This window comes from Shewanella sp. GD04112 (assembly GCF_029835735.1).
Classification (GTDB): domain Bacteria; phylum Pseudomonadota; class Gammaproteobacteria; order Enterobacterales; family Shewanellaceae; genus Shewanella.
In genome coordinates, this window is the sequence record NZ_JAOEAL010000002.1 from 139,024 (window position 1) to 158,303 (window position 19,280).

Here is a 19,280-nt window from a genome sequence, read left to right on the forward strand (position 1 = left end):
ATGAAAATCACCAAAATTAATATCGAGAATTTTCGAGGAATTAAATGTGCTTCTTTATTGCTGCCTAAACACGGTGTATTGATAGGAGATAACAACACAGGCAAAACGACAATTCTTGAAGCTCTGGATTTGGTTTTGGGGCCTGACCGTTTAAATCGGATGCCAGTGATTGATGAGCATGATTTTCACCAAAGTAAATATCTAACTGAAACTGCAAAATCAGCTGAAGACGCTGCTGCCGAGGAAGAAATTGAAAAATCGACAGATGAACTCGAAGAATCAGTAGCACCAATTATTTCAATTGAGGTCGTCATAACCGATCTAAGTGAAGAGCAACTTGCTACCTTTGGTAATGAATTGGAATTTTGGGATTTCGAGAATGGAGCCCTTTATGAAGAGCCAAATCCAGCAGGGGTTGACTCGGAGCAAATCTCTGAAGCGCTTCGTGTGACATTTCGCGGCTGGTATGATCCAGAAGAAGATGACTTTGAAGGTGCAACTTACTTCACTAGAAGCCTTGTTGATGGTAGTGAGCCAGTTATCTTTACACGCAAGTACAAACAGCTTTGCGGTTTTTTGTATCTGAGAACAGTTCGAACAGGCTCAAGGGCATTAAGTTTAGAACGTGGTAGCTTGCTGGATATTATTCTGCGCTTAAAAGAGGTGCGGCCTCAAATGTGGGAGGCAACACTTTCAACCTTGGCAGGAGTGACTGTTGCAGATGATCCTGCTCTCGGTGTCTCGCCTGTTCTACAGAGCATAAACACCGCGCTTAAGAAGTATGTACCTAAAGAATGGGGAGGCGAGCCGCACCTCAAAGTATCAACGCTTACCCGCGAACATTTACGTAAAGTAATCACTGCTTTTATCTCGTCAGGTGATGGCGACCATGCGGGGCCGTTTTACCGTCAAGGCACTGGCACAATCAATATGCTAGTTTTGGCAATGCTGTCGCAAATAGCTGAAAGTAAACAAAACGTGATCTTTGCAATGGAAGAGCCAGAAACTGCGATCCCTCCATATGCACAAAAACGCATTATTCACGAAGTACGTAAACTGTCATCACAAGCCATTTTTACATCTCATTCCCCTTATGTACTCGAAGAGTTCACTGCCGAAGAGACAATCGTATTGGCGAGAGATACCGAGGGCAAGTTAGCACAAAAGATGATTAATTTGCCTGCAAATGTGAAGTTGAAGCGCTACCGTCAAGAGTTTCGCACCAGATTTTGTGAGGGGTTGTTGGCTCGGCGTGTACTTGTTGCAGAGGGACCAACCGAATATTCAGCATTTCCAGTTGCCTGCCGACGGCTTGCCGAGCTTAACCCTGAACAATATCTGTCTCTCGAAGCACTTGGTATCTGCATTGTAGATGCGGGGGGCGAAACAAATATTCCAGGAATGGCAGACCTATATAAGAGCATTGGTAAGCGCGTTTTCGCTATTTGTGACAAACAAGGTGCGGAAAATAAAGCACTTATTGATTCTCAGGTTGAACTTCTTTTGATGCATGAGGAAACAGGCTTTGAAGACCTTGTTTTAAAAGGTACAACTGAGGATGCGATGACACGATTTGCATCAAGTTTGGACTGGCCGCAACACTTAGAAGCCAAGTATCCGAACCCTACCGATTGTGCCTTTAAAGCATTAAGTGAATATTTTGCTTGGGCTAAAGGTAATTGGGGGATCGCTGATTTCCTTGCACAATGCAGTGAGGATGAAATCCCTCTATGGCTGAGAAGTGCCGCTACCACATTAGTACAAGTTTGCTCTAATCATGCCGAACCAATAGAACCTTGTGATACACCCGAGCATTTAGATGCAGCTGAAGAGGTTCTCTAGATGCAGCTGACTGAGGGACAGAAATCTGTACTATCAGCTGAAGGCCATTTGTTAGTAACTGGCGGGCCAGGCTCAGGTAAAACAACAATTTCGATTATGAAGGCGGCTCAGATAGCGAGTAGTGATATTCGTCCTGGGCAGAAGATTTTGTTTTTGAGTTTTGCGCGCGCCACGGTATCACGCGTGATTGAAGCGATTGAACTAGACCGCACAATCAACCTGGAGCAGAAACGGAAGATCGAGGTGGATACATACCACTCATTTTTCTGGCAAATTCTAAAAGCACACGGCTATCTTTTGGGATTGCCAAGACGACTTGATATTTTAACACCACAGAGTGAAGCAATAGCTCTATCAAAAATCAGGTCTCAATACCCAAAGAAAAATTTAACTTCTGAACAGAAAGAGCAAAAAGAACTGGCAGAGCATGCCGAACGTTATCGGCTGGCCCATGAAAATGGGCGCTTATGCTTTGACTACTTTGCATCTTATGTTGCTAGGTTATTGAGCGCTAGCAATAAGCTAAGGAAGCTACTGGGGACCATGTACCCTGTCATTATTCTTGATGAATTTCAAGATACGAATGATGATCAATGGGCAGCCGTTCTTGAACTGGGCAAGTGTAGCAGATTGATTTCACTTGCCGATCCGGAACAGCGAATTTATGAATGGCTCGGCGCTGATCCCGAGAGATTGGATCATTTCATTGAGGCATTTAATCCCACAGATATTGATTTGTCTACTGATAATCATCGCAGCGCAGGCACTGATATTGCTAAATTCGGCAATGACATATTACATGGCAAATTCCGCCAGAAAGAATATGTAGGCATTGAAGTTGATACTTTTGAATCCATTTACCATAAAGCTATCACAAAGCTAATAACGTCCGTCTATAGCGCGAGATCCCGATTGCTAAACCAGCATAAGCCCGATTGGTCACTAGCTATTTTGGTTCCAACCAAGAAAATGACACGTTTAGTGTCTGAAGCGCTGCATGAGCCTCCAGCGAAACTGACACCAGTTTCACATTCAGCATCGATTGACATGGACGCCGCAATATTGGCAGCAGAAATCATCGCTCATTTGATGCAGCCAACTGATGAATTTAATCAACTATCAACTTTTGTTGACTTGATATGCAACTACTTTGAAGGAAAAGGCGGGAATCAACCGACACAGACAGCGCTAAAAGAGGCAGATCGCTATCGAAAGGCTTATGCAGAATACATGACAAAAACCTCGCAAGGAAAAAGCATTCGCACAACGAGTGTGCTAGTTAAAACAATCGAAGTTCTTAACTTGGTACGAAATTGTGAATTTAAGGGGGACCCAGATTCTGACTGGAATTCAATCCGCAGGATATTGGCTAGTTCATCGTGCCGAAATATGGCAGAAATTGCAGAGGAAGTACGGAATATCCGCTTGCTAGCTAGAGGTAGTAATCTACGAAAAGATTTGGCTAACAATTGGCGAGAGTACGCGAGCTATAAAGGATCTCTAGAGATAGTTAGAAAATCATTTATACAAGAACATTTCTCGAAATCATCAAAACCTGAAAGTGGTGTTGTCGTTATGAATATGCATAAAGCTAAGGGCAAGCAATTTGATGAGGTAATTATTTTTGAAGGGTGGCCAAGATGGGCTGGTAGAGAAATTGTTGCCAACACAGATAGGATCGTTTGGAGTAATTCAAAAGAGAATGTGAACAGTCAGGCGAGGCAAAATTTTAGGGTAAGTATTACTCGAGGCAGGCAAAAGACAACAATCCTGACTCCTATTGATGATTGTTGTGTTTTATTGCGACAGTGAATGAATTATTGCACCTTGGGTATCAGGGGTTGAAGAGAGATAACGAATGACACAGTACACACCCAAATTTCAGGAAGAATATAGTGCTAAGTTACCGGCGCTGACGCTATTGACCAACCTAGGGTGGTCGTTCCTCTCTCCTGAACTCGCGTTAGCCGCCCGTGGTGGCAAGAACGATGAGGTGGTTTTACGCGAGGTGCTGCGTAGTGAACTTCAAAAGCGCACCTTCACCTTTGCAGGTAAAAGCTACCCGCTGTCTGAAAAGGCTATCGACAACCTGATTGCTGAGGTATGCAGCCCTGCACTTAACGAAGGCTTGTTAACTGCCAATGAGCGTATGTACAACCACCTGCTGTATGGCATCTCCGTCAGTGAGTTTGTGGATGGCAAAAAGGCCAGCCCGACGGTTGCCTTGATTGACTGGCAGAACCCAGCCAATAACAGCTTTGTATTTACCGAAGAGTTTACCGTTACCCGCACTGGCGGCGTTGAAAGTCGCAGACCGGATATCGTGTGCTTTGTAAACGGTATTCCTCTGGTAGTGATTGAGGCGAAACGCCCCGATGGCAATGCCAAAAAAGGCCCTACCATTGACGAAGGCATTTCGCAAAGCTTACGTAACCAGCGCCATGATGAAATCCCGTTATTGTTCACCTATAGCCAGTTGCTGCTTTCCATAAACGGCAACGAGGGCCGTTATGGTACCTGTGGCACGCCTACTAAGTTCTGGGCCGCCTGGCGTGAAGAAGACATCTCCCATGCCGAGATGTACGCCATCAAAAACAAAACGCTTAAAGATAAACAGCTGGCAGGCTTATTCATCCACCGTCCGGCGAAAGATCTGGATTGGTATCAGAGCCTGACCGCTTCGGGGGAGCTTGCTGTTACTGGTCAAGACCAATTACTAATCAGCTTATTAAGCCCGGCCCGGTTGTTGGAGATGACTCGCTACTTCACCTTGTTCGATAAGAAGGCTGGCAAAATCGTCGCCCGTTATCAGCAGGTATTTGGTATTAAGCGCCTGATTGAACGCATCAACACCCGAAGTAGCACCGGAGGTCGTGAAGGTGGTGTGATCTGGCATACCACGGGATCGGGTAAGTCATTCACTATGGTGTTTTTAAGTAAGGCGTTGATACTACACGAAAGCCTGAAACAATGCCGTATCGTGGTGGTGACTGACCGGGTAGACCTGGAAATCCAGCTGAGCAAAACCTTCGCTTCTGGCGGCGAGCTGGCCGGGAAAAAAGATAAAGAAGCAGCGATGGCAACCTCTGGCAAACGCCTGGCCGAGCAGATTGGCAAAGGTACTGAGCGGATTATCTTCTCGCTCATCCAGAAATTTAATACTGCTACCAAAATGCCAGAGTGTGTGAACAACAGCTCTGACATCATTGTGCTGATTGACGAAGGCCATCGCAGCCAAGGCGGTGAAAACCATATCCGCATGAAGCAAGCGCTGCCCAATGCTGCCTTTGTCGCCTTCACCGGCACGCCACTGTTAAAAAACGACAAGACCACCAATAAGTTTGGCCCCATAGTGCACGCTTACACCATGCAACGCGCGGTGGAAGACCAGACGGTGACGCCGCTGCTGTACGAAGAGCGTATTCCCGATCTGGATGTGAATGAACGCGCTATCGACAGTTGGTTTGAGCGCATTACCGAAGGGCTTTCAGACGAGCAAAAGGCCGACCTAAAGCGAAAATTTGCCAAAAAAGGCCAAGTTTACGGTGCGGATGATCGCATTCGCTTGATCGCCCTGGATATTGCTAACCACTTCGTAAAAAACATCGACGAAGGTTTGAAAGGCCAGTTAGCCTGCGACAGCAAAGCCTCCGCCATCAAATACAAAAAGTATCTCGACGAAGCTGGCTTGTTTGAATCTGCGGTAGTGATGAGCCCGCCGGATAGCCGTGAAGGTAACACTGCTGTCGATGAGGCCGCCACACCCGAAGTAACCCAGTGGTGGAAAGACAATATTGGCAGCCAGGATGAACAGGCTTACACCAAGCACCTGATTGAACGCTTCGACAAAGACGATTCACTGAAGATACTCATCGTAGTTGATAAGCTGCTCACCGGCTTTGATGAGCCAAAAAACGCTGTGCTGTATATCGACAAACCACTGAAAGAGCACAACCTGATCCAGGCGATTGCACGGGTAAACCGCCTGCACACGAAGAAGAAATTTGGTCTGCTCATCGACTATCGCGGCATTCTGGCGGAACTTGATACCACCATCCAGAAATATCAGGATCTAGCTTCCCGCACTCAGGGCGGTTACGACATTAATGATATTGCTGGCCTCTACAATCAGATGAGTACCGAGTACAAGCGCCTGCCACAGCTGTATAAGCAGCTATGGGCCATATTCGATGGCGTGAAAAACAAGAACGACATTGAGCAGTTGCGTCAGGTGCTGATACCAAAGATTGAACAGCGAGATGGAGAGCTAGTTGACGTGCATCTAAAGGTACGTGAAGACTTTTACGAAGCCCTGACGGCCTTCGCCAGTTGCTTGAAGGTAGCGCTGCAATCCGCCACCTTCTTTGAAGACAAGAGCTTTAGCGACCAGGATCGCCGTCATTACAAAGAAACGGTGAAGCAGTTCTCCAGCCTGCGCCAACTGGTGCAGCAAGATGCCGGTGAGAGGATTGACTACGACGAATACGCCGAACAGGTTAAAAAGCTGCTGGATAAGCATGTTGTGGGTGTTGAGGTTAAAGAACCCGGTGGCGTGTATGAAGTGGGCAAGATGGGTCAAAAGCAACAGCCGGAAGACTGGAGCGAAGATAAAACCCGCAACGAAACCGACATCATCAAAACCCGCGTAACCCGAATGATTGAACAAGAGCTACGGGATGACCCCTATGCTCAAGAAGCGTTTTCCAAGCTGCTACGCCAAGCTATTGAGGAAGCTGAAAAGCTATTCGACCACCCACTGAAACAGTACATGCTATTCCGTGAATTTGAAGAGCAAGTTCAAGACAGGCGCTTGAACGACATACCCGATGCCTTTGCCGGTAATCGCCATGCCCAGGCTTACTTTGGCGTATTCAAGAAAGTGCTGCCTGAAGCTTTGGCTCTACTCGACAGCCAGGTTCAGGATAAGTGGGTCAAAGTTGCCTTTGAAATTGACCAGGCGGTAGAAACCTCTGTTGCGGAGAACTCTATCAACCCACTGAACATCGAGGCTGACATTCGTAAAAAGCTACTTCCCCGAATGTTTCAGGAATGCAAAGGTATTGGTGGCGGTATGGATCAGGCAAAGAAGATTGTTGAGATGATTGTTCAGATCACTCGGGTCGGTTTGAGTGAGGTTTGAACGGGAATGACCAGATGAATGTCCCTATTAAACCTCAATCCACGAAACCGTGTCTGACCATGAGCTTCCGTTACGGTGACGAGCAAATTACGTTTGAGCGAATTAATCGCCCGCAAGCAACAGGTAAGTTATTAATCAAGGTACATCCCGATTGTCGAGTAATCGCATCGGCTCCTGAGGGAGCTGAAAACGAAGTCGTGTTATCTGCTGTTAAAAAGCGTGGCCGCTGGATCTACGAGCAGCTTAGGGATTTCCGCAAACAGCTTGAATTCATCACACCTCGGCAGTACATCAGCGGTGAGAGCCATTACTATCTAGGGAAGCAATACCTACTGAAAGTGATTGAAGCGCCCGAGCAGGTTCAAGGCGTGAAACTGCTACGTGGCAAACTGGAAGTTTCAGTACGAGCAAGGTCCACCGAAAAGGTGAAAGAGCTACTGACTGACTGGTACAAAGCGCGGGCCAAGGAAACCTTCGCTAAGCGCCTCGATGCCATGCTGGATCAAGCTCTTTGGGTAGAAGAACGACCACCGCTACGCCTACTGACCATGCAAACCCAATGGGGCAGCTGTTCACCTAATGGCCGAATCACCCTGAACCCTCACCTTGTTAAAGCGCCTCGAGAGTGTATTGACTACGTGATTTTGCATGAGCTTTGCCACATCGCCGAACATAACCACAGCGAGCGGTTCTACCGGCTAATCAGCCAGGTAATGCCAAAGTGGGAAAAGACGAAAGAGCGGCTGGATGGGATGGCTTTTGTTATCGCAAATTGATTACTGAATTCATAGGAGCAAACATATGCACGACTACGCAATATTTGGGCACAGCAGAGCCACTATAGGAAGATGGCTCGGTGTTGCATCTGTAATTTTAACAGGTGCTGTTTCTTCGTTATTGGTTTGGCTATATGAAGCTACAAACATAGAAGCATTCGCAACTGCCATAATAACGCCAGCCATAATTTATTTTGTCCTTCACTACTGTTTTGATCGGTTTGGCTGGAAAATTCCATTCTTTAGCATCCCGGATATTACTGGCATATGGTCAGTGAAAGGTGAAACGCTAAATGAAGACGGCTCCATAAAGCACAATTGGGACGCCGAAATAGACATTGAGCAAACTTGGGAAAAAATCTCTATAACTTTAAAAACGGCAAAGAGTTCAAGCGAAAGCTATACCGCTACTCTAGCCAAAAAGCCAGGAACAAAAGGCGGCTGGATTCTTCACTATAGCTATACGAATAACCCTGATACTAATCAATTTCATGAATTGAATTCTCACAAAGGCTATTGCGAATTAGTTTTTAACAAAGATCTAAACCAAGGCGATGCTGCTTACTTTAATAGTAACGGGAGAAGGACTTTCGGAAGAATGACTTTAAGGAAAGAACAATAATGATCAACTTTGAAAACAGATTAGCAAACCTAAAAAATCGTCGCCAAGGGACAGCCGAAAGAGATCGCCTGGAAAAAGGAATGTATTCTTACTATGGCGATCTAAGATCGACAGAGGCGCATGAAAAACTACATGAAAATGCTGCGATAAAATATGTAATTGGTTCAATGGCGGCAGTCAGCCAAGAGTCTACAAAAGTTTCGAAAGACGAGGGTGAACGAGTAGCATCAACACTGATTGACATGCTCAAAACGTCTGGAATAAATGCCGAAGCTAGAATGCAAGGCTCTGTTGCATTAGATATTCATATCGAAGGTCATTCTGACGTAGATATGTTGATACTGAAATCGGACGTAATTACTGTCCAAAGACCAGCTTTGCCCGGTACCTATTACTCAGATTCAAGCGATACTCGGTCAATGGTTGATATAATAAGAGAGCTGAGACTTCAGTCGGAAGCGAAACTCAAGTCTCGCTATCATGCCGCTGACGTAAATACTAGTGGGGCCAAGTCGATTGCCCTTAGTGGGGGTAGCCTCAAACGAAAAGTGGATATCGTTCCAAGTAGTTGGCACGATACACATGACTACCAAAGATCAAAGTTTGAGCACTTCAGAGCAGTAAATATTTACGACAAAGACAATCATGCTTTAATCGAGAACAAGCCTTTTCTTCATATCAAGAAGGTAAATGACAGAGATACGCAGTACGGCGGCAACCTTAAAAAAGTAACTCGGTTAATGAAAAACATCATTGCCGACATGCCAGATTATAAAAAATCAAAAGCAAAAAAACTGACTAGTTATGACATTGCTGCGATTGCCTATTCTATGAACGAAAGATTGTCTTGCAGCCAATACCTACCGCTTACACTCCTTGATAACTTACGTTCATACTTGCTAATCATTTCATATCTTGATGACGAAAGAAACGCGCTAATCGTCCCTGATGAGTCAAGAAAGATATTCAATGCAGAAGAAAAAGTAGAGGCATTAAGGATACTCTACAACGAAGTTAATGACCTTGCTGAAGCTGTTCAAAAAGCGATTAACCCTTTGAAAGATAAATATGACGGTAATGTATTACGAAATCGCCAAGTAGTGTTTTTTTAGCAGATTAAACGCCCTTCTTGCAAAGAAGGGCGTTATACTTAGTCAGAAATCAAATCTGAAACTGACACCATTAAAGCTTCAGATATCTGATAGATTTTAGTAAGTGTGATGTTTTGATCGCCACGCTCAATGTGCCCCATATAACTGCGGTCGATGCCTGCTAGATCGGCCAAGGCTTCCTGTGACAATCCTTTTTCTTTTCTTATCTGGCGTACTCTTTCCCCAAATGCGACTAAACGTGGATCTTTCATAACAGCCCTGTTCAAAAAACAGAACTATCACTAAGTAACGAATATATCGCCACGGGATATATCGCTCATTCTGTGGATTTTGCGTTACTCTTTACCCATCATAAGAAAATTGGGAAGAGCGAATGTGGAACAGTAGTCAACAAAAGCAGCTGGAACGAATACTGAATCACCCAGGACTTAAGTTTAGAAAAGTCAGCAAATACAGATACCAACTCTATTACAAAGATCGTCAATGGTACTTATGGCCTAGGTCTGGGCGCTACCAACATATCTCACCTACCGGCGTAACATCAGAAGTATTCATTGGTGAACTATCAGACTTCTATCACCGCTATCTGACCGGGGAGCTAGATTTGCCAGAAAACTTCGGCAAGATCTGGTCTAAAGATGATGAAGAGCTGCTATACGATATGATTGACCTAGCCTATACATGTAGACAAATTGCCGAAGAGCTAAAACGACATCCAGCTAGTATAGTTACGCGATTGGCTAGGTTTCTTGATGATGAGAGCCTTCTGAGTCGGCTCAATGAAGATATGTATGATGTAGCTGTAAAGGAACTAGTTGACTGGGATTAAGCCGCTGACTTTGTAACACTATTTAGAAAAACTCCAAGATGGCATTTACTAAAACAAATTGAAGATGACATTGTGTAGAACTGACCGCCTTTCTTGCCTTCAGCAAGGGCAAATTCACCCAAGAAGTATTCGTAGATATGTCCAAGAATATCTTTGCTGTTAAGTGATTTGTGCGTGAACGGGATCGTCGCAATCAGGTTGATAAGCTCATTCAATTTCGCTTGGTCGATTTTGAGCGACGCGTAGTGCTTGTTCAGTACGCCTTTGAGTTTTGGGTTATCACGCTCAATGCCCTCCAGCGCGTTATCAATCAAGTGACCGACAGAGGTGATTTTCTTAGGCTTACCGTCAATCACCAAATCAGCACCGCCAATCACCAGCGGGCCGTTGTCTTGCAGGAACTTCCAACGGGATTCAGTCGGTAGCCAAAACACGTTTTTCTCGGTGTAGAAATCGCGAACTTCTAGCTCGGTGGCGATCTCTTCCGCCAATTCTTCTTGTGAGAAATCAGCCGGATCTAAGTAATACTCATGCTCTGGGTTAGTGAGGTCGGCTTTAATCTCATCCTGACGCATGGAGAACGCATCTGAGACGTATTTGACGAAGATTAGCCCTAAGACAGCGTGTTTGTATTGCGCGGCGTCGAGCGTTGCTCTGAGTTTGTCAGCAGCATTCCATAGCTTCTTTTCTAATGATTTTAGAAATTCTTGTTCCAGTTCGTTCATCTTTGGCAACTTTTGTGACGTTTAGATCGAAAAACAATACCTCGAAATTGGCATGTTTTCATTGGTTTGTGCCTTACTTTAAATGTTTTCTATCAAAAAGAGGACATAAGATGATGGACGCTTGGAACAAGGGCATACGTGTTGGGCAGAAGAAAGCGCTGAAACTGGAGGATATTTGGCGAATTCGTATTCGGCTGGAGTTGGAAAAGCGCTTTGAAGAGTTGTCGCTGTTTAATCTGGCGGTCGATAGCAAACTTCGCTCTTGTGACTTACTGAGCCTGAAAGTTCGCGATGTCTCCCGCAGCGGAACAGTGCTATCCAGAACCACCATCCGACAACAGAAGACCCATCGAGAAGTCCAGTTTGAGATCACCCCTAAAACACAGCAAGCCTTATCGCAGTGGATCTTTACCAATCATCTGGAAATGGCGGACTACTTGTTCCCGAGTTACCGGCGCAAAGGCCAACATTTGTCTTACCACTACTACCTGACGCTGGTAAATCGCTGGGTAAGTGATATTGGGCTCGATACCAGTCAGTACGGAACCCATTCGTTACGGCGAACCAAAGCATCATTAATTTATGCCAAAACCAAGAACTTACGCGCTATTCAATTACTTCTTGGTCATGCTAAGTTAGAAAGCACGATTGAATACCTTGGTGTCGAGATCGAGGATGCACTAAGGATTTCGGAGAGTTGTGAGACCTAGGGTATCTTCCCAAGATTTAATATTAACTTCTCAGAGAGGTAGGTGTGCAGTGATACGCTCATTAAAATTAGCAAACGTTGCAACATACAATGCTTCAGGTGTTCATTTGTCTGACCTAAAAAAGATCAATTTCATCTATGGCGCTAATGGTTGCGGCAAAACCACTGCATCAACTTACTTAAGTCAACCCAATGATGACAAGTATCAGCACTGCCAAATCATATGGGAAAACGAGCGACCATTAGGCACTCTAGTTTATAACAAAGCATTCAGAGAAAAGAATTTTGGCTCTAGTGATATCGCTGGTGTTTTCACGCTTGGCCAAGCGACAAAAGAACAGATTGATTCCATCAAAGAAAAAAAAGCATCATTGCAAAATGAACAAGATCAGATTGCACGCCTTATTGTTAGTTTAAATCAGCAGACGGATGCCACTAATGATGCAGAGAATGATATAACTGAACGTTGCTGGAAAGTCTTTAAATCTTATGAATCCGAATTTCGCTCTGCGTTAACAGGCTCCATTGGTAGTAAGGCAAGATTCCGAGACAAAATGCTTTCAGAGCTAACTAACACGGGTTCTACAGCACTCTTATCACTAGAAGAATTACAAACAAAAGGCAAAACCTTACTGGGAGAGAGACCACCTGTTTACCCTTTACTCAGCTCTTCAACTAGCACAACCCTTCCAACGATAGAAGAAGATAGTATTTGGTCAAAAGTAATTATTGGTAAATCCGATGTTGCAATTTCAGAGCTAATCTCGCACCTCAGTAATAATGACTGGGTAAACCAAGGTAGAAATTACATAGGATCAGACTCTCGTTGCCCATTCTGCCAACAGAATACGATTGATGATGAGTTTAAAAAAGAACTTGAAAGATATTTTGATGACACGTTCTTAAGAGACATTGAACAGGTCAAAACATTGGAACGTTCATACCGGAGTATGACAGATAGTCTTCTTGAAGAATTTCAAAACACTCTGGATACGGAGAAGAAAAATACCGATACGAAGCTCGATACTGACCTATATCAAACTCATTTAACCTCCCTAAAGAACATCATAAAGTCTAATCACTTAGAGTTCGTTTCAAAATCTGAAAAAGCGAGCTTACAAGTAAATGTTACAAGCTCCAGAGCGGAAATAGCTAAACTTAACAGCTTAATTAAAGAAGCAAACGACACCCTGAATAAACATAACAAACTAGCCCGAGACTTCGACTCTTCTCTAGCTGTTTTTATTCAAGAGATTTGGCGATTCTTAACGAATCAAATAGAAGACGACTTAAAGAAGTACAACAAAGGAACTAAAGGACGAAATAAAGCTGTCACAAAGATATCTGAAAACCTTACCCAAAGAAGAACTAAGGAATCTGGGCTAACACGGGATATTAAAGATCTGAGTCGAAATATGACAAGTGTCCAACCTACAGTCGATGAAATAAATAGGTTGTTGGTTGGATTTGGCTTCCTTAACTTCAAAATATCCCCATCAACAACTCTTCCGAACCATTACAGTATTGAACGCCTAGATGGAGAACAAGCTCAAGATACTTTGAGTGAAGGAGAAGTAACCTTCATTACTTTCCTCTACTTCTATCAACTAACCCGTGGTTCGTTTTCCGAAGAAGAAATAGCTGAAGATCGGGTTGTAGTTATCGATGATCCAATATCAAGTCTTGATAGCAACGTACTTTATATTGTTAGTGCTCTGGTTAAAGACCTCATTCGAGAAATCAAAACAGATCAAGAGTCCAGTATAAAGCAACTTATCTTATTGACTCACAATGTGTATTTCCATAAAGAGGCTTCATTTCAAAATGGTCGTTCAAATGGCTGTAAGGACACAAATTTTTGGATCTTAAGAAAAGCTAACAATGTCACTAGTGTAAGCGCATACGAACAAAAGAATCCTATTGAATCATCATACGAATTACTCTGGCGTGAGTTAAAAGAACGAAATGCAAACTCCGGTATTACCATCCAAAACACGATGCGTAGAATAATTGAGAACTACTTCAAGATTCTCGGACGCTTTAGTGATGACGATATATTATCAAAATTTGAAAATTTGCAGGAGCAACAAATTTGCAACTCACTAATGTATTGGATTAATGATGGTTCCCACTGTCTCCCAGACGACCTTTATATTCAGCATCCAGATGACTCAACAGAGTTATATATATCTGTGTTCAAAAAAGTCTTTGATTATGCTGGCCATCTCTCACACTACAATATGATGATGGGAGAAGAAGCAGACTCAACACCTATAGAGTTACCGATGTAGCGCATAGCAAATGCCAATGGGTGACTCTTGCCTAAGTCGCTTCTGTCCCAAAATGGGCATTTTACTTCTCATAAAACGAGCCATTTCACCAAAAGTTAACTTAAGTCTGCTTTAGCTTTAATAGTGCCGATTTGTCCAAAATGGAATTTTATATAACTCTTTGAATAATTGATGTTTATCTGGATTTCGTTCTTTACATTTAATCCCTAACCGTGTCAAAAATAGAAGCTGAAATTTTGTTTTAATTGTGTAATATTAATAACTGATGTCAACCTCAGGTTGTCTCAATCCTTCACACCTAAAGCTACAACACATAAATCTCATATAGCTGAAATAAAGCAAAGAATGCAGCGCCAAGTCATGCACGGTATTGGTACGTCTGTACCTTTTACATTTTCAGATTGAATGAACTTTGCTAGGTCGAGTTCGGGCACCTACCAATCTTCTATTCGAGAATTTAATTTCTGCCTAGTAAATACGAGGAAAACTTCATGCTAAAACGCGCTAAACCCTCGCGCCAATGGCGTGCCCATCACTGCCACTATCTGGCGTGCCGCTACAGTGAGGAGTTAATCCTCTCAGTCATTAACGACGATGAAAATGTGACGTCCTCTGTTCTGGGGGCTTTAACGGGCGAGTCTGTCGAACCCTTTATGCGCGTGAGCTTGGATGAGGTATTAGTCAAACTCCAGAGTAAAGACCGCGCACCGCAGAACACTGAAATGGTGCACCATAATGCACTATTTCTTTGTCAGCTGTTCGGCTTAATGCCGCAGATGCAGTCGGTGGTTGAATTCATGATAGTGATGAATGCCAATGCTGGACTCAAGGAGCTGACAGACTCACTCGTCGATGCCGACTTCGGTGTGCTTGAACGTATGTTACAGGCAAAAGCCAAGCTGGATTTAGAAATCATCCTTTCGCAGTTAGCCGTGTTCGAGCGGTATCAGCTGATTTCTGACGCATCACTGGATGACCCTTCCCAGTTGATTATGCCCACTGCCTTGGTGTCGATATTAGTGAAGTGCAAGCTCACCAGTGCCGTGGACTTTCTAGCACCGATGCTCAGTAAAAGCCCCGAGGCACAATTTGACCTGTCGCAGTTTGCGCATGTGAATACTGACTTACTGGCAAAGTACCTAACCGCCATTACCAAAGCCCCTATCGTCGGCGTGAATATTCTGCTCTACGGCAAGGCGGGGACAGGTAAAACTGAGTTGGCTCGAACACTGGCGAAGACGGTAAAACGCAGCCTGCTTGAAGTGAAAAGTGAACAGCTCATCGAGAACCGATACCGCAGTAATAGCAGCTACGGAAAAGCGACGACGTTACGTCTTGCCCATCTTAATTTATTACAAGGACTGCTATCTGGTAGTGAAGACAGTTTGCTATTGGTCGATGAATGCGAAGCGCTGTTTCTGCAAGCGGATGAGCAGTATTCCAAAGAACGGGTAATGCAGGCATTAGAGCAAAACCGTGTACCTGCCATTTGGATAACCAACCACGTGGACTTACTGGAGCCGAGCTTTATTCGCCGTTTTAAGTTGGTCATGGAAGTGCCTGTACCGGATGAACCCTTTGCTTATGCTATCCAGCAGCAGTTACTCACATCACTGAAGGTCTCTGAAGATTACCGCCTGTTATTGGCTGAGAAACCCAATGTCACACCTGCCATGGTCGGTAATGCAGCGCATGTTGCCATGACACTCAAGCTTAAAGGTGGCAAGGCTGAATCAATCGTGGATGAAGTTATAGAAGCCACACTGGAAGCCTGCGGTGAAGAAACACCACCCCCGAAGTATCAAGGTGAATTGGCATTTGATAGCAGCATGTTCAGCTTTAAACACAACGGCAGTTCAACCACTGAGGTACTCGCCTCAATCAACCATGCGGTTGAACATGCCCTGCCGATTAGGGTAATGCTCAGTGGTCCTACTGGAACAGGCAAAACAGCATGGGTACACCACTTAGCCCAGATGCACGGCTATGAGCTGATGCACATCAAATGCTCTGACGTACTAAGCAAGTATGTCGGCGACAGTGAGCAGAACGTCGCTAGGCTCTTCAGACAAGCGCACAAGCAGCAAAAGCTGATGCTCATTGATGAAGTTGATAGTCTGCTCAGCAAGCGTGATAGCGCTCATGCGCTCTATGAAGTGCAGCTCGTGAATGAGCTACTGTCACAGCTTGAGTGCAACACCATGCCAGTGTTTGCAGCTACTAACGCGCTTGCCAGTATCGACAGTGCGGTTATGCGCCGCTTTGACGTTAAGTTAGAGTGTGACTATCTGAACTCTGAGCAGCGCCAAGCACTATATAAGCAGGTCTTTGGCGTTAAACGCCTGACCAACCAAGAGATAAGCACCCTAAACACGCTAAACCAATTAACGCCTGGCGATTTCGCCATCTTGGCAAGACGCCAACGTTTTGAACCTAAGCGCGACCACCGCGCGACTGCCCTTGTACTTCTCACTGCCGAGAACAACCGCAAGCAAGGGCAACCTCGTATCGGATTTATCCGCTAAATTTTAAAGTCAGCTCGAACTCAGTAAATATTGTGACGTGATATAAGTTAAAATCGATTTTTAATAAAGATACAGTATTCTACCTATTGTAATTAATTAAGTTCATCCATGGAGCAGAAAATGAAGTTTTCGCAGAGAGTGAAGGAACATCTAGGGTTTTATGTTTATGCGTTAATTGACCCATTTACAGGGAAAATATTTTATGTAGGTAAAGCATCTGGGAATAACCGTGCATTTGACCATCTAAAGGAAAATGTTAAAGAGTCTAGAAAGACGACGATGATCGATCAAATACGCAGTCTAGGACGAGAGCCTCTGGTTGAGATTCTCCGTAGTGGTTTATCCAGCGAGGATGTGGCCTTTGAGGTTGAGGCGGCGATTATTGATTCGATTGGAATGGAAAATCTTACTAACGAGGTTCGGGGACACGGAGTTTCGCGTGGGCGCATGAAGGTTGAGGAGCTAAAGTACTTTGATGCAGACCCTATATGTGTAAGTAACATCGATGAGAAATGTATGATGTTTTTCATCAATCGAACTTATTCACCGACTCTATCTGAAAATCGCTTATACGATTATGTAAGACAATTTTGGCACAACGTATCGGCTAAAAAACGTGAGAGTTTAGAATATAAAACTGCATTAGCAATCGTTGATAGCACTGTGGTGGAAGTCTATAACATCGTGGCTTGGTATCCAGCGGGAACCACTTTATCAACCCGAGTGTATCAGGGAGATAGTGATAGCAATCGCTGGGAGTTTGTTGGGCAAAAAATTTCTGAGCATACACTTTACGGAAAGCGTCTTGTAGACGAATCGGGTGATGACTTAACAGCCAATCAATTAGGCTACGGCTATATCAATTAATTTATAGAAGCAGACTGCTAATCAACTGACTGACCATGTGTTATCACACTTGGTCAGCGTGAAATCCTGCCAATCCAAGAGTCGAAGCCAAGTCGCAAAAAGGAAGGGGAAACTTCTTCCCTACACTCAGAGATTGAGGAAATTTGGAAATGTCTACTTTAATTGGACTAGCTCAGGCTTGATCTTGTTGTGAAATAGTAAACTCGGCGACTAGATAAGAGGTATTTTTTACACCTCAGACAATCTGGGAACTACTAATTTAGGATGAATGTTACTCGGAACTTTCCTACCTTAGCCAGCGCAGTTAAGGCGCTTTTGTCCCAGAGCGACAGACATTTTAAGTTGTACCACAAAACACTATAACGAATATTAATTCGTATTTCGTTACTTTTTATGCAATCCGTTAGCAGTAACCAATATGAGGTTTAGTAAGGAAAATTTCCAGTAACTTACGGCACTAATTCAATCGCTCTAAATGATAATGGGGCAAAAATGTGCTAACTCTTAATCCGCACATTCACCAAAAGAGCCAAAAAATATCAAACTATTATATAAATGATCAAACATTATTAAGAATTATCAAACTATTATATAAACGCACAACACCGATAAGGCCTTGGAGGTTTCCGGCATCCCAGGCATAAACAAAGGCTGGTCGAGTTGAATAAAAGATGTTGCTACGTCCATGATTTCCTTCTGATAACGTCAAATAGGTGTTGAGCTAACCCGTATTGGGTGATGTTGATAGGATTTAGCCAGTAAGCGGCTAATGCCCTTGGCCAGTTTTATTCCCCCTAAGCCCATAGCCTGCCAATAAAGGCAGTCAAGCGCCCCTAAGCAAAGCGCGATTTTATAGATCTCTTGTGACCGCTCAACGGCACGAGTTAACTCTGATTTGCTCGCGCTAAAGTGCCGACGTAAATGAACACGGATGGGACGCTGTTGGCGTAAGCCCATAACATTTTCGTCATCGCCGGTGATTTTTTTGGCTGCTTTCTTACTGGCCATACATCCTGCCTAACTGTGCTTTTGGGTGAGCAGTGACAATATGGTGCGCCTGATTGATTCGGTCTCACCAAATGTCGTTGGGATTGGGCAACGCAGAAGGGACTGTGCTGCCTCGGGGTGTTGCTGGATATTCTCTGCGTTAATCTCAAATAAGTTGATGGCTAATCGCAGTGAGTGTGGGGTTTCACCCAGATTGTGAGTCTCAATAACCTGGGCTAGCTGGTTTTGTTCACTCGCTGCCAACAACGCTTGTTCGATTTCCATGTCAGCCATAAACAATTAATTCCCCGTCAGTTCCGTGGCCATCTGAAGCAGCTGCTGTGGCGATGGCGGTACTTTGCCTTCGTCTTGGTATTCGCTTCGAATTTGCTTAATGCGGAGCAACACCTCTGCTCTTGGGATCTCCATTTTGAACTCTTCAGGAATGCGCAGCGTCATGCTGCTATCGATGACGAGGTATCCCATGTCAAAGTAGAGCTGTCCCAGTTCTTGAGCCGCCGAGCTTAAATCCGCTTGGTTAACCGATTCCTTTGACCATTGCTGAAACATCTCACCTAAATCTGCTACTACGATTTTGGATTGAGTATTGGTTTGTTCGGCGCTTACGCCCGTGCCAAAGAAGCTCATGCCAAATTTCATCACGCCAAATAGCAGCACTAGGCCTGCCATCACCATGATCATTTTGACGGGGGACAAGCCCTGCGGAGCCGCGGGTGTCGCTGGCGTTGGCCCAGCGACGGATTGTGCAACCTCAGCGGGAGCGGCTTGCTCTGGCTCAGCCAGAGCGCCGATAGTCGGTTCCAATTTTTCAGAATTTACGTTTTCGGTTGTCAT

16 protein-coding genes are annotated in these 19,280 nt (G+C 44.4%); 11 read left to right on the plus strand and 5 right to left on the minus strand.

The window, feature by feature from the left end:
- The 6 genes from N7386_RS22120 to N7386_RS22145 are packed head-to-tail and all read left to right on the plus strand — an operon-like array spanning position 1 to position 9,492.
- On the plus strand, positions 1-1,842 hold the full coding sequence (locus tag N7386_RS22120; RefSeq protein WP_279771224.1) for an AAA family ATPase: 1,842 nt from the start codon (positions 1-3) through the stop codon (positions 1,840-1,842).
- Positions 1,843-3,654 (plus strand): ATP-dependent helicase, encoded by a 1,812-nt coding sequence (locus N7386_RS22125; RefSeq protein ID WP_279771225.1) that lies wholly within the window; start codon positions 1,843-1,845, stop codon positions 3,652-3,654.
- Between the two features lie 46 nt (positions 3,655-3,700).
- Positions 3,701-6,982 (plus strand): type I restriction endonuclease subunit R, encoded by a 3,282-nt coding sequence (locus tag N7386_RS22130; protein ID WP_279771227.1) that lies wholly within the window; start codon positions 3,701-3,703, stop codon positions 6,980-6,982.
- 14 nt (positions 6,983-6,996) lie between these two features.
- A complete protein-coding gene (locus tag N7386_RS22135) occupies positions 6,997-7,758 on the plus strand; it encodes a SprT family zinc-dependent metalloprotease (protein WP_279771228.1) in 762 nt (253 codons plus the stop codon).
- A gap of 25 nt (positions 7,759-7,783) precedes the next feature.
- Positions 7,784-8,380: a hypothetical protein gene (locus N7386_RS22140; protein ID WP_279771230.1), complete on the plus strand. Its 597-nt coding sequence runs from the start codon at positions 7,784-7,786 to the stop codon at positions 8,378-8,380.
- Positions 8,380-9,492, plus strand: a complete 1,113-nt coding sequence (locus tag N7386_RS22145) for a hypothetical protein (protein WP_279771231.1) — start codon at positions 8,380-8,382, stop codon at positions 9,490-9,492. Before N7386_RS22140 ends, N7386_RS22145 begins: the two co-directional genes overlap by 1 nt.
- 38 nt (positions 9,493-9,530) lie before the next feature.
- Here the strand turns inward: N7386_RS22145 and N7386_RS22150 are convergent, their stop codons facing one another.
- On the minus strand, positions 9,531-9,743 hold the full coding sequence (locus tag N7386_RS22150; protein WP_279771232.1) for a helix-turn-helix transcriptional regulator: 213 nt from the start codon (positions 9,741-9,743) through the stop codon (positions 9,531-9,533).
- Between the two features lie 122 nt (positions 9,744-9,865).
- Between N7386_RS22150 and N7386_RS22155 the strand changes: the two genes are divergently transcribed.
- A complete protein-coding gene (locus N7386_RS22155; protein ID WP_279771233.1) occupies positions 9,866-10,321 on the plus strand; it encodes a hypothetical protein in 456 nt (151 codons plus the stop codon).
- Here the strand turns inward: N7386_RS22155 and N7386_RS22160 are convergent.
- Positions 10,318-11,046: a type I restriction-modification system subunit M N-terminal domain-containing protein gene (locus tag N7386_RS22160; RefSeq protein WP_279771234.1), complete on the minus strand. Its 729-nt coding sequence runs from the start codon at positions 11,044-11,046 to the stop codon at positions 10,318-10,320. The two genes, N7386_RS22155 and N7386_RS22160, sit on opposite strands and share 4 nt — an antisense overlap.
- 113 nt (positions 11,047-11,159) lie before the next feature.
- On the opposite strand from N7386_RS22160, the gene N7386_RS22165 reads away from it, so the two are divergent.
- The 4 genes from N7386_RS22165 (at position 11,160) to N7386_RS22180 (ending at position 17,438) form a co-directional block, all read left to right on the plus strand.
- Positions 11,160-11,756 (plus strand): tyrosine-type recombinase/integrase, encoded by a 597-nt coding sequence (locus N7386_RS22165; RefSeq protein ID WP_279771362.1) that lies wholly within the window; start codon positions 11,160-11,162, stop codon positions 11,754-11,756.
- 49 nt (positions 11,757-11,805) lie between these two features.
- The gene (locus N7386_RS22170) at positions 11,806-14,046 is read left to right on the plus strand and encodes an AAA family ATPase (RefSeq protein ID WP_011711575.1); all 2,241 of its coding nucleotides are present in this window, start codon (positions 11,806-11,808) and stop codon (positions 14,044-14,046) included.
- A 491-nt stretch (positions 14,047-14,537) separates the two neighbouring features.
- The gene (locus tag N7386_RS22175; RefSeq protein ID WP_279771235.1) at positions 14,538-16,571 is read left to right on the plus strand and encodes an AAA family ATPase; all 2,034 of its coding nucleotides are present in this window, start codon (positions 14,538-14,540) and stop codon (positions 16,569-16,571) included.
- 120 nt (positions 16,572-16,691) lie between these two features.
- The gene (locus tag N7386_RS22180; RefSeq protein ID WP_279771238.1) at positions 16,692-17,438 is read left to right on the plus strand and encodes a hypothetical protein; all 747 of its coding nucleotides are present in this window, start codon (positions 16,692-16,694) and stop codon (positions 17,436-17,438) included.
- 705 nt (positions 17,439-18,143) lie between these two features.
- On the opposite strand, the gene N7386_RS22185 is transcribed toward N7386_RS22180, so the two are convergent.
- The 3 genes from N7386_RS22185 to N7386_RS22195 are packed head-to-tail and all read right to left on the minus strand — an operon-like array spanning position 18,144 to position 19,280.
- A complete protein-coding gene (locus N7386_RS22185) occupies positions 18,144-18,446 on the minus strand; it encodes a hypothetical protein (protein ID WP_279771240.1) in 303 nt (100 codons plus the stop codon).
- A gap of 9 nt (positions 18,447-18,455) precedes the next feature.
- On the minus strand, positions 18,456-18,719 hold the full coding sequence (locus N7386_RS22190) for a hypothetical protein (RefSeq protein WP_279771242.1): 264 nt from the start codon (positions 18,717-18,719) through the stop codon (positions 18,456-18,458).
- Between the two features lie 6 nt (positions 18,720-18,725).
- Entirely contained in the window at positions 18,726-19,280 is a 555-nt protein-coding gene (locus N7386_RS22195; RefSeq protein ID WP_279771244.1) for a hypothetical protein, read from the minus strand.